The 12,609-nt window shown below is 42.3% G+C and carries 9 protein-coding genes and 1 CRISPR repeat array; of the genes, 1 reads left to right on the plus strand and 8 read right to left on the minus strand.

Annotated features, from left to right (window positions below):
* Positions 1 to 12 precede the first annotated feature (12 nt).
* Both brxF and strainIA91_RS08825 read right to left on the minus strand, forming a co-directional pair.
* Complete coding sequence (gene brxF / locus strainIA91_RS08820; RefSeq protein WP_400166414.1) at positions 13 to 477, minus strand: BREX-3 system P-loop-containing protein BrxF; 465 nt, start codon at positions 475 to 477, stop codon at positions 13 to 15.
* Positions 478 to 687: 210 nt separating this feature from the next.
* Positions 688 to 1,275 carry a hypothetical protein gene (locus tag strainIA91_RS08825; RefSeq protein WP_400166415.1) on the minus strand — a complete coding sequence of 196 codons (588 nt, stop codon included), beginning with the start codon at positions 1,273 to 1,275 and terminating at the stop codon, positions 688 to 690.
* A gap of 424 nt (positions 1,276 to 1,699) precedes the next feature.
* Between strainIA91_RS08825 and strainIA91_RS08830 the strand changes: the two genes are divergently transcribed.
* Positions 1,700 to 2,692: a DNA/RNA non-specific endonuclease gene (locus tag strainIA91_RS08830; RefSeq protein ID WP_400166416.1), complete on the plus strand. Its 993-nt coding sequence runs from the start codon at positions 1,700 to 1,702 to the stop codon at positions 2,690 to 2,692.
* A gap of 207 nt (positions 2,693 to 2,899) precedes the next feature.
* A CRISPR array of direct repeats spans positions 2,900 to 3,535; the repeat unit is 37 nt; unit sequence GTTTCAATCCTTGTCTTAATGGAATGGGCACTTCAAC.
* 345 nt (positions 3,536 to 3,880) lie between these two features.
* Here the strand turns inward: strainIA91_RS08830 and strainIA91_RS08835 are convergent.
* The 6 genes from strainIA91_RS08835 to strainIA91_RS08860 all read right to left on the minus strand — a co-directional run bounded on the left by strainIA91_RS08835 (position 3,881) and on the right by strainIA91_RS08860 (position 12,602).
* Positions 3,881 to 4,081, minus strand: coding sequence for a hypothetical protein (locus tag strainIA91_RS08835; protein WP_400166417.1), 201 nt, complete (start codon positions 4,079 to 4,081; stop codon positions 3,881 to 3,883).
* 15 nt (positions 4,082 to 4,096) lie between these two features.
* Positions 4,097 to 4,552, minus strand: a complete 456-nt coding sequence (locus strainIA91_RS08840) for a RadC family protein (protein WP_400166418.1) — start codon at positions 4,550 to 4,552, stop codon at positions 4,097 to 4,099.
* A 728-nt stretch (positions 4,553 to 5,280) separates the two neighbouring features.
* Entirely contained in the window at positions 5,281 to 6,312 is a 1,032-nt protein-coding gene (locus strainIA91_RS08845; RefSeq protein ID WP_400166419.1) for a tyrosine-type recombinase/integrase, read from the minus strand.
* A 447-nt stretch (positions 6,313 to 6,759) separates the two neighbouring features.
* Positions 6,760 to 8,052, minus strand: a complete 1,293-nt coding sequence (locus strainIA91_RS08850; RefSeq protein WP_400166420.1) for a T9SS type A sorting domain-containing protein — start codon at positions 8,050 to 8,052, stop codon at positions 6,760 to 6,762.
* 13 nt (positions 8,053 to 8,065) lie between these two features.
* Positions 8,066 to 8,734, minus strand: coding sequence for a hypothetical protein (locus tag strainIA91_RS08855; RefSeq protein ID WP_400166421.1), 669 nt, complete (start codon positions 8,732 to 8,734; stop codon positions 8,066 to 8,068).
* Positions 8,735 to 8,882: 148 nt separating this feature from the next.
* Positions 8,883 to 12,602 carry a C25 family cysteine peptidase gene (locus strainIA91_RS08860; RefSeq protein ID WP_400166422.1) on the minus strand — a complete coding sequence of 1,240 codons (3,720 nt, stop codon included), beginning with the start codon at positions 12,600 to 12,602 and terminating at the stop codon, positions 8,883 to 8,885.
* Positions 12,603 to 12,609: the final 7 nt, after the last annotated feature.

A 12,609-nucleotide genomic window follows, 5' to 3' on the forward strand; every position in this document is an offset into this window, starting at 1 on the left:
TTAATGAAGTACCTAATCCAAACAGATTAACTGGATATCTTCTGGATTGTATTCTCTAAATTCTGGGTGTCCAGGCTTAGCATATACAAGTCTACCATTCTCAACAGAACCATTCCATGATGCGAGGATAGTATATCTTCTCGAAAGATGTTGCAATAAACGAAACGGATCTTGTTTAATATCATTATCAAATAGAATCTCAAGGTTATCTAAAATTGCAGGTGATGATGCGTCTTCAATGATTCCAGATAAAATCTCTGGTACTTTTAAAGAACGTTGTTTAGGAGTTAAATCAAGGAGAGCCTTTGAAACTGACAGATTTACATTAATTATAGATGTTTTGAAGTAATTGGAAGTTTCTCTTAAAAGGAAAGTCTTCCCTGAGCCACTCTCTCCAACTAAAAAGACAAGATGATGGTATAAATCCTCTGATGTATTGAGAAATCGTATTATTTGGTTTACTTTAATATCAGTCATATCATAATCGGTATATTCAGCATAAATGATTCTGATGCCAAACCATATTAACAAAACACCAAGTTACAATTATTGTCTTCATGTTAATAGCCACACTCATATATTATGCAATGAATTATAACAAACTTCCGAATCTTATACCAGTGCTGTTTTTCTTCTTTACGATTAAATCCAATTGTTATAAAATGACATTACATAGTCATCTAATTATCACTTTTCGTTTTGGGCATAGTGATTTGGTTTTAGCATATGCCAGCCTTGTTCTTCTAATAGACGATTTAATTCCGCTTTAAACCTTTTTCGACGATCTTGAACTGTCCGATTAAATTGCCTATCGGAAGTAATAATTTCTCCTAATTTAATCCTTACACTACCATCCTTTTTCCATTCTATACGAGGATCTTCTTTTCGATTAATAATTATTGGAACTAATTCTTCAGCTATAGGCTTAACATTTAATCTTGGCTTTTTGGGCAACAATTGAATATATCCACCAATATAACATTTTGCTATTTTTGTATCTAAATCCAGATGCCATTCTTCACAATCCACTCTTGTAGTACTTCTATTATTGTAATATTCAGGAATCTTAAACTTTATTACAGGTGGATTCCACACGACATTATAAATTGGTTTATTATTTATAACCGAATTTATGTTTTTACCATCAGAGTATTTGAATATATCCCAACAATTTGAAATATAGTGTTTTACTTTAAAGACATCTTGTCCCTTTTCTATTTTGCCTGATGGTAGAGATTCCAGATACTTACGGAGCGCTTCTAATTTCTTTTCCACTTTTACCTCCTTGAAGTTTATGGTTTACTCAATGCTTATTAAAACTTGGTCTTCCGGGTTATTGATAAGTGTTTTAACAGTATCATAAGAATCAACATTGGTTAGTAAGTAAAGTCCATAGGTATACGAAGTGAATTCTAATAAATAGTGAACTTATTGTCAATAAAAGATTAGAAGAATTTCACTACTACCTTCAATAAAAAAGACAGCCCGGCACATCTAAAAGGGAGTTAGACGTCTTTAATGGATGTGCCGGGCTGCATAAAAATATTAGCAATTCACAAGAATAAATGCAAGTTTATATGAATGTTGTTATGTTACTATTTTGCTATACTTAAAAGTATCGGATGGTAAAAGTGCTGCGGAGTCTTCCCCATCTTTATTAGACTATTGAAATATATGAAACTGATTATTACTTTAAAGTATGAGATATTTAGCACTCTTTGTCGTATCCATTCTCTGCAATGTCCTCTATGCACAGAACATCGGTCTTCCCTTCTACACCGATTCTGATCAGGTCATTACTCATACCACATATACCTTGAGTTACAGTGAGAAGCACGAGCAGGCATTCTGGGTTGCGTATAAACTAACCGCCGGTCATTTAACCGGGACAGTTAGCCGGACTGATGATTTCCGGTCGGATTCCAAAGTCAAGACCGGATCCGCTTCACTGGCAGATTATAAAGGATCGGGGTATGACCGGGGACACCTCGCACCTGCTGCTGACTTCAAATGGTCTCCTGTGGCCATGAGTGAATCTTTTTACATGTCCAATATGTCACCCCAGCATCCCAGTTTCAACCGGGGGATCTGGAAAAAGCTGGAAGGTGCCGTCAGAAACTGGGCGGCGGATAATGAAGAGATCTATGTTGTCACCGGACCGGTACTCACAGGTACATATCCCGCTATTGGCCCCAATCAAGTGTCAATCCCGAAGTATTACTACAAGGTTATTCTGGATTATAAGGAACCGGAGCTGAAAGGGATTGGCTTTATCCTGCCGAACATGAAATCGGGCCGTTCACTCCAAGGTTATGCTGTGACAATTGACGAAGTGGAACGAGTAACCGGCATTGACTTCTTTTATGCACTGGATGATGCCATTGAGGAAAAGATTGAATCAACCGTAAATGTGAGCCAGTGGAGCTTTCGCAGTTCATCCACCTATTCAAGTAGCAGCAGCGCCTACCAGACCAAACAGGAGAAGCTGGCCGGTAAAGCTAGAATCAATGTCAACACTGCATCCAGGTCTGAACTCATGCAACTGCCGAGAGTGGGACCGGCGACGGCGGACAAGATCATAGCTTACCGTAAGGTTCATGGACCCTTCAGATCACTGAATGATTTACAGAAGATTAAAGGGATCGGACCGAAGACGGTTGAGCAACTGAAGCCTTATGCGGCGGTTCGTTAGATGGGTACCCCGGGGGCTCGAAACGGCAATCGGCAAGTAACCTTTTAACTATATAAATAACATCTATCTTTGTAATAACACCTTCAACGTGAAAAGCTCCATTTTAGTTGGCATTCAATATCCGATTAAATGATTGGATTGCTCGTCTTAAGTGTGTCTCTACAAGCCGCAAGGCGGCGCCAACTACCAACTTCCCGAGCGAAGCGAGGAAATATCCTTGTCTTAATGGAATGGGCACTTCAACGTCAATAAGAAGGGGGATATGACGCAAGAGTCATATTTGTTTCAATCCTTGTCTTAATGGAATGGGCACTTCAACTTTTTTATGTTCTAACTTTTGTATATAAAAGCCTATAGTTTCAATCCTTGTCTTAATGGAATGGGCACTTCAACGAGAGTGCAGAAGCACTGACAACTCTTGTCCAGCTTACAGGGTTTCAATCCTTGTCTTAATGGAATGGGCACTTCAACATGGTACCGGTGCATGATCCTAAAGGATCTGTTATGTTTCAATCCTTGTCTTAATGGAATGGGCACTTCAACTGATATTTAAGCCAATCCCTTCCGTCAGTGCTGGAGGTGTGTTTCAATCCTTGTCTTAATGGAATGGGCACTTCAACAAGGTGAAACTTGATCAGATCAAGATCAATGAAGATCTGTTTCAATCCTTGTCTTAATGGAATGGGCACTTCAACCATGGCATGTTTCTAATGTAGACAATGATGATACTAGTGGTTTCAATCCTTGTCTTAATGGAATGGGCACTTCAACTAAAATTATCTTTAGTGCTGTGATGGAATTGCATAGTTTCAATCCTTGTCTTAATGGAATGGGCACTTCAACAGCAAATTCTTTCTAATTTCTTGTTTTTACTGAGTTTAAGCCATGTCGACTTCGGCTTAATTTTGCTGTTTTGGCCCGGTGAAACATCGTTTTTTGCCCTGTTTTTGACCCTTTTTGCACGCTTTTGATCCTTGTAACGTGTTGGCTATCAATCCCTTATTGTCAATGAGCAGTGTATCGCTGAATAATTTTCCCTCAGCAAAAGTAACAACTTGAATATAAACGATTCCTTTACCGCTTTCAAGTAGATTTATCCACATCCTGTCGGACTGTAATTTTCACCGTAATGTCTTCCAGTTCACTCCCGGGTGTTATATGTTGAAAAAGGTCCGGACCTTTTACATGTCAGATCATCCCCTCAATCATATCCTCCAGATAATCCGGCTCCAGGCCGAAGTAATCCATACAGATATCCGAGGCAGATGATATGTCTCCGTGAAGCAGTCTTTCCGCGAAGTCGTCCATGGCTTCGTTGATGAGATCTTCTGCTTCTTCATGGGTCATGTGATCCCGCTCCATAAGGACGGTTTTGATGTCTTTACGCATGATGAGCCTCCAGGGTTAATACGTGATATAGCCGCGATCTGATAAGCTGATGTACTGATCGCCTGCGATGATGATGTGATCCAAAAGCGCCACTTCCATCAGTTTCAACAGATCCTTGAGTGTGCGGGTGAGTTCAATATCCTCCCGGGATGGTTCCGGGTTGCCGCTGGGATGGTTGTGGCTGACAATGATGGCAGCCGCATTCAGATCCAGGGTTTTTCTCAACAGTTCCCGGGCATAGATGTGGGCTTTGCTGATGGTCCCTTCGGATATCACTTCCGTTTTGATCACCTTGTTGCAGCTGGACAGATACACGACCACAAAGCGTTCTCTTTCATTCTTTTCAAAGAAAGACGCCAGGTGGTGCTGAGCCTGAAGCGGGTTGGTGATCTGTTTTCCCGGCCTGATGTAGAACCGGTCTTTGTATTCCTGAATGAGCAGGTCATCCGGAATGGTGCTAAGTTGTGTCATAATGACCTCCAGTTTTTATGGGTTAAAGGTGTCCCTGTACCGCAGTGTGCGGCGGGGAATGATTCATTGCAAATGAAGGACTAAAAGCCTTATTATTAATGGTGAAAACGGGCTAAGATAGACGTAATATTCTTATACATAAAGAGAATACTTTACATAAACCAAACCGGAAACATAGCGGAAACAAATATTTAATACAATTGTAAGTCATTGATTATGAAACAATTATAGATATTATCCCAGAACTCTTAATCCGTTGGTTCGGGGTTCGATTCCCTGGTGGCGTACGAAGATAAACCGCTGAATATCAACACATTACAAGCCTCCAAGTCGTTCCGGGGGCTTGTTTTTTACCCCCTGTAAAGTGCCGAATTTGCTCAATTTTAGCAGGGTTTTATCATGTAAACCGTTAACATACCGTTAACTTTTTGAGGCATCTTTACAATGATTAACCTGCTGATAGAAAGAGAGTTATGAAAACATGCCCTTTTAGTAAATGAGTATTACTCCGGATTAAACGTAGCGTGGCCTGTAGTTTTATTGATTAAAATGTCTTACTGATGCATACCTGTAAACAGTTGATTATCAACGTACAAGAAGAATTCTAAACGCTCATACCGTTAACATAGCGTTAACTTTTCAGATTATCACCCCAAATTGTTGGACTTTTATGCTGAATTACCGGGGCTTATCACAGGAAACATCCCATGCAAAACCCCGGATTCTGTTCAGGACTTCTGGTTCCGGATGTTGATGACATTCTTCAGGTAGTCGATGGGGATCTTGGTGTAGATTTCAGTCACGACAACCGAGGAATGTCCCAAAACCTGTTTGGTCAGGTTGATATCCCGGTGTTCAATCCAGTGACGCACAGCAAAGGTGTGTCTCAGGCTGTGGAAAGTGTAGTCTTCAGAGAGTCCGGCTTCCCGTGCAAAGTGCTTGAACTTGTGAGAGAGGTAGTCTGTGGAGAGATTGATTTCCCGGACTTTCTTATACAAATCCACCCATTCAGGATCGATGGGAATGATCCGGTCCTGCCGGCCTTTGGTATTCGTAATACGAAGGTGTTTCCCATCCGGAAGCAGTTCACTGTTTTGCAGTTCCGAGAGTCGCATGCCCGTATTCAGATAAATGATGAATGCATCTCTCGCATTGGGACGTTTTCCTGCAGTTTTCATAAGCCGGTTGATCTCCTCATCCGTCATGAACTTGGGATGGGATTTGTCGATCTTCAGCAGTTTTATCCTGAAGGGCAGTTTATCGATATACTCTTCTTCCACCGCCCAGTTGAAAAAGCGACGGATTCCCCGGAGAAGGATGTTCACGGTTGTGGGTGTAAACCGGGTTTCGATCTTTCCGGATTTAGGATTCACCCGCTCTGCATGCAGTAATCCCTTCATCAGAACCGCATTATCCGATTTCACAAAGGAATCCAGGGGTTTATCCTTCCCAAAGATGCGGATCAGCTCTTTGAGCGCATCTTTATACCGCTGATGTGTGGATTTCTGGATCAGGTTCTCCTGGGATTTGAGGAAAAGGGATACCATGTCGGACAGGGTGTTGCCGGACAGGGATGCTTTATCTGCGAGGGGATCTTCCGTGATGCCGAGTTTGATCTGATATTCCAGTTCCTCCACATTTTTGAGTCTTTGTTTTGCCAGTGTAAGGGATGATGTTTTCAGTGAGACACATTTCTCTTTACCGCACTCACCTTTATAATATCCATAGTATCTGTCTTTGACTTTTCTCATGTAGGCCATGATAAACTCCTTTCCGATGTGTGTTCTTTGGTTTCAGTTCTCCGGACTCACCCGTTTTCGTTTTCATCGTCTTCGCTCCTCTTGGGGGTTATGGGGGTTGTTTTTGGCAGGAGCAGTATTCACCCATGCTCACTCTAGTTATGTCATGGGTTTTCTGGGCATTTTTGAGGATGGGGGATGAAAAACGGGGGGATATAAAAAAGCCCCTGAAAGGGGGCTCAGGGGCGTGGTTTTTGGACTAAATATTCCTATATGTGGGTAAAGGGTGGGGTTCCCCGGCGGATTACGGGGTTATTTTAGAATGAGAGGGTATTAAAAGGGACGGTTGTGATGCCGCCCCTGGATTGTGTCATATTTATTGCAGACTTTTGATTGAAACCTGCCCCGATAAGCCAGAATAACGTTCGGGGACTTCCGACTGACGACTGATGACTGATGACTGTCGACTTATTTCATTAACACCATCTTTTGTGTCTTCACAACATCTCCGGCGACAAGTCTGACAAGATAGATTCCTGAGCTGTATTCGGAACCGTCCCAGGTCACCGAATGGTAACCGGCGGAAAGCCGATCATGGACCAGGTTGGTCACAAAGTTTCCGGTTACAGTGTAAACGGTGAGAATCACGCTGGATTCTGACGGGAGGCCGAAGGTTATATGTGTCACGGGATTAAAGGGGTTGGGATAGTTGGGAAGCAGGCTGTAGGATTCCGGAAGCATAGCGGGGCCAATCTGTGAAGGTCCTGATGGTAAATCATCCGGGATACCGTTCATGGCCAGATCCGCCACCAGTCCCACAACCGCTTTAGCCCGGTCATGAAAAACCGGCATGTCAAAAAAGTCGATCCGGTCGCTTCCCCGGCCATCCATATTGGGATTCAGAACCAGATACGGGTTGGTGGTGTCCGGATTGTCGATTGTCTGGGTAAAAGAAATCGAGGGAACCACCCTCCATAATTGCCCATAACCGCCGCAATTGACACATCGTGCGATAGATAGATCAACTGAACCCATACTGATAACCGTTTCCAGTCGTTTCAGAACATGCTCCTGAACGGGCATGTATTCGGGATATTCCACATATTGCGCATTGATTTCCTTCAGGCCCAGAGTATCAAAACCGATGGCTTCCACATCCACGTTAAAGATAATGTGATCCATATACGGATTCTCAGGCCATGCGTATTTATAGAATGAGTTAGCATCTTGTGCTCCCCAAAGGGCAAACAGAACAGAGTGGGATGTTTCAACATCTTTGAGGATCCGGGCACATTCCAGAAGGGCTGCCACACCGCTGGCATTCATATCTGCCGAAGGATTCACAATGGACGGGTGGGCCCAGCACTCAATCCCGTTGTAAAAGGCTGTCATCATGACATAAGAATCAGAATATTGACTCCCTTCTTTAACGATCAGAAGATCGTTGACATCCAAATCTAAATCTACCGGGCGGGCTGTCACGGAATATCCGTATGATTCAAGAGTTTCCGTCAGATACTGCTCTGCCAGAGGAACATCGTTTTCTTCTTTTACCGTCGTAGTTAAAATGTAATAGCGTTTTTCGATCTGTTGTTCGCTCCCCCCGATCATGGCCGTGGTGTCGCCTGAAAGAACCCGCACATGATAATCCAGGTTATCTGTATTCACGGACTGCATAATATCCGGAAGTGTTGCAGAAAAGAGATATGATGTAAACAGAATGAGGAGAACCGGAATTGTGACAAATCTTATCGTTTTCATTTTTGCCTCCTTGTTAATCCTCAATATTGTCAATGACCGGAATATCCGGCCACACCAGAGTTCTTCCGGCTGACATATAGTTACTATTGTCTCCTAATTGAGAATATATCGTATAATACACATACCCAATGATGTTTTTTACATTTATTTCTGTATCAGTAAAAACAGTATCCGGCGGGTTGTTTCTGATCTGTTGAGCTTGTCCATCAATATCAGTAAGTGTATCGATATATATTGTTGTCCAGGGTCCATTATTAATTTTCCGCTTAATAATATAATAATGCGACCACATAAAATCCCATTTCATCGAAGGATTGCTTCCGGATAACTTGGTGAAATTTCGAATGGGAGGAGTACTTGAGGGAATATCTTCACCACAGGCATGATATCTTAAGGATGAATCAATCCACGTGTTGTATGCAGCCCATAGTCTGCCGCCTTCAAGAGAAGTTATGGTTTGATCACCCTGGTGTTCGCATTCCGTCCACGACATTGACATCATAGGATCATTTATCATGCTTCTGGAGGGAAAATCATTATTAACGCAAGGAGTACGATATAAATAATCGTCATTCCCTTCTTTATGAAACTGTAATACTTCATTATTTTGTAGTGGGTAATTATTATCATTATTACAACCAATAAAAAACAAAACAAATAATAAACAGATTGCATATCTCATCACTTTGCCCCTTTAAATTAATGTCTGATTAATAGTAATGATATAAAAATACTAAATCAAGTATTATTTGGATGTCTAATTGTATCTCCCGGAATTGCAGTCCTGACACATACTGCCGACTGTCGACTGTTGACTGCCGACTGTCGACTTATTTCATCAATACCATCTTTTGTGTTTTAATAGAACTCCCGGCTTTTAATCGTGCGATATACACACCGGAGCTATAAAGGGATGCATCCCAGGTGACGGTGTGAAACCCGGCGGGTGTGTTTTGATTGACGAGTTGTTCCACCAGCCGGCCGGTAATGTCATAAATATAAAGGATAACATGGCCTGCTTCCGGAAGTGAATATCGGATGGTTGTTGCCGGATTAAAGGGGTTGGGATAGTTTGGCCAAAGGGCAAATTCTTCAGGTAATTGAGAATCTTTCGGATGTGAATCAGGTGCAATTCCATCTTTATACAGTTTCTGTTCTTCAAGATACATTGTTTTGTAATCAGCAATCGCAGTCACAAGAAATTCAATTCCGGATGTATCATGACCATACTGTTTCTCATAACGAGCCACCATCTCTTCCGCTTTATCAAATTGAGCCGAATACGCATAGAGCATTGAAAGATTCGCCATGATTTCCTGCCGGTTTTCTTGATCAAAACCTTCCAATGCAATTTCTGACAATCGAACGGCTTCAGAGATATCACCTTCCAGCGTCTTCCAGAGAATCATATACTTCAATGCCCGCTCCCCGATTGAACTCATGTCTTCTGAATTATAAATTGAGGATAAGTACTGAAAAAAGCCATCTCTCTCATGATATGCATTCGTCACAAAATCTGTACGAATGATGTTGAAAAGAGCTGTAAGGGCGGAATCTGCCTGTCCGGCTTCTGTTTCGTCAAGGATCATTTGTTTCAGGAGAGTAATCTGTTCTTGCGGAGTCATGACTTCAGCGGGTAAAACACCGGATTTACTGAATTGCTGACCGGAAAATGTCTGCCCTTCCCAGGCAGGCTGACATTCAAGCTCGTCTGTGATGGAGACATTTCCATAAAATTGGTTACTATTCGGTGGAAATTCGCCCCACCACGAAAACATCGATTGGATAGATGGATTATTGACAGAAGCATTATATATCTCATATCCACTATTATCGTGAACTGAACTAAAAAACACCTGAATGCCACCAAGGCCACTGGATGCATATATTTCATTTTGATAATTGTTGCGAATAGTGTTATACCCCTGCCAGTTTGGGTAGCTTATCTTACCGACATACACGATATCCCCATATCCGGTGCGAAGGCCGTTCCGGGTGATGGTACCTCCTGTCCCATTATTCTCGATCACATTTCCATAAAGATTCAGAAGATTACCGGATGCGCTATAGATGCCATCTCGTCCGCCATCTGTTATATGAGTGCCACTGATATTGACTTGAGCATTATTGATCGTTACAACATTATGCCTGTTATCATAAATATCACAGTTGATAACATCACATGTATTCTGCTCAATTCGGACACCCTGATCATTATCATGGAGAGTACAGTTTTCAATAACAGTCCCTGATGACGGATATCCTATTGCATGAATTCCCCAATCACTGTATTCTATCTCACACCATTTCAGGCTGTTGTTGTCTGTTCGTAAATAGAGACGGTTCCAGGATTGAGGTGTTGTCCCGCTTGTGGATGTAAACAGGATGGGATCCGCCTCTGTTCCTTCCGCAATCAGGCAGGCATTGTCATAGGTTGCAATGGTATAGTATCCGTCCATCTGGATACGGGTGCCGGGGAGAAGGGTTAAGGAACCATGACCCGATACCGTGACAGTCCCTAACAGATGCAAATTTCCAAACCAGGTTTCATCACTGGTGAAATTTCCGCCGGTGACGGCGGTGTAGGGAATGTTATTGTGTTTTGTCACAGTAATATAAAGCGGGCGGGGTGGCGTTTCAAATCCAGTACTACTTACATTGTGAACCACTGAATGGTAATATTCTCCATTGTTGCCACTGGATACACAAATATCACAACCACTTGTGTTCGCGTTAACATACACGATTTCACCATCATCATAAACAGTGACATTGGCAAATTCCGAAGGTGTATCGGTCCATACATGGGTTGCGGCATCACCAAAAATGTGCCAGGTATTAAAAACACCAGGCCCGGTAGAAGGATAATCTTCGATCATTTTACATGAACCGTTAAAACACAAGCCACCAATGGTGATCTTGTCATCAGCAACTAATAAATCCACAGCTTCTGCCTGCACAACACACGGCTCTACCCATGGCTGACCGATAGAGGAGCCATAGAAACCAATAGCGCCGGTGGGGCTGTCTGCGCTTCCACTGCGAAGCCAAGCTTCCGCAAAACAAGTGCTATAATCAGGAAAAGAACCAACCTCGCAGGCAACTGAAAAGATAAATGGTAACAAATTTGTATTCGAAAGGCTTTGCACATCCGAAATAGAAAATAATGGCCAAACATAAGGATAATTGAATCCCCATTCTGTTTCAATTCCATGACCAATAAAATTAACCACTCCTCGACCGGAATTCATAGCACTTGTTATGGGCGCTGCTGAAGTAATATCATAGAGTTTATCCACTGTGGTATAACCATATCCAAGTAAGTCATCCCTCAGCCAATTACAGCGTGTCGAATCTGCAAGACTGCCCTGATGGGAGGCAATCCCGCAGGCTTTCTGGAGCCACGAACCGGAAGCCGGATCGGTTTCATACTTGATGATTCGTCTCACCTGGTTTTCAACCTGAGCGACGTTTTCAGCAGATAGTCGAGAAATATATGCATCGGGATATTCTATAGTACCAGGATCGTCATTAAGATATGTATATTTGGGATCTTTTGGAGCAGTAGGACTGTATGGATAATCAAAATATGGTACTCCCTTTGATGGTACATCTGAACCTTCACCCACCAGAAGAATATATGTGACACTTCCAGCCTCATCATACATATCCTGAATATAGTCCTGAATAGCATCATCTGTTGTTCCTACATCCGAGCATTTCACCAGTGTTGTCCTGTACCCTTTCCTGGTTCGCCAATCTCTTAATGGAATCATGCTGTCATAAAAATCATCGGCGGCGATAATCAGCATTCTGCCTGTTTCTTCAATGTCATCATAAGCGGCTTTCTTAAGCGATTTCGCATCATCTTTCGAATAATTCAGAAAAAATCTCTGATAGAGTTTGTCAAAATCATAACCCGGATGGGTTGTCTGGCTTTGTTTCACATTCACATCGTCCATGCCGTCAGAATAGACACGCACAACCATATGTCTGCATACGATTAACTGTTTTCTCATTGCGTTGTGACGGAAAAGATTGAATCGCACGGTAATACCCCGCATGTCTCTAAGAAGAAACGGTAATGAAAGTTCAACAATATTTTCCGGCCAAAATGTGTTGGTTTCATAGAAGTCGCTGAACGTATATGGAACCGTCTGTGGATCGATTGAGCGGGGGAGACTCCCTTTGGAAGGTGCTATCAGCACGCCGTCCATCGTATCATATATCGCTTCAACGATTTCAATACTCATTTTGGCTTGGTTCGGAATTACGATACTACGGTTGACGCGCGGAAGCTCCGGGTATCCCTTTTCAAGAAAAATAGACGCTTCCGGCACTGACAATGTCAAATATGAATTGTTTTCAATACTGATGCTTTTTTCATTATAACCGGCGACATTGAATTCTATGACTGTTTCACTTGCATCATCATCAAGAACATTTACAGTAACCGGGCTATCCTCCGGTCCACTTATACTCTTCCACTGCGCTGATAGGGATACTCCGATACAAAGAATGATTATCAATATTACATTTAAAGATTTCATTTTAAAT

This window comes from Candidatus Neomarinimicrobiota bacterium (assembly GCA_041154365.1).
Taxonomy (GTDB): Bacteria; Fidelibacterota; Fidelibacteria; order Fidelibacterales; family Fidelibacteraceae; genus Fidelibacter; species Fidelibacter multiformis.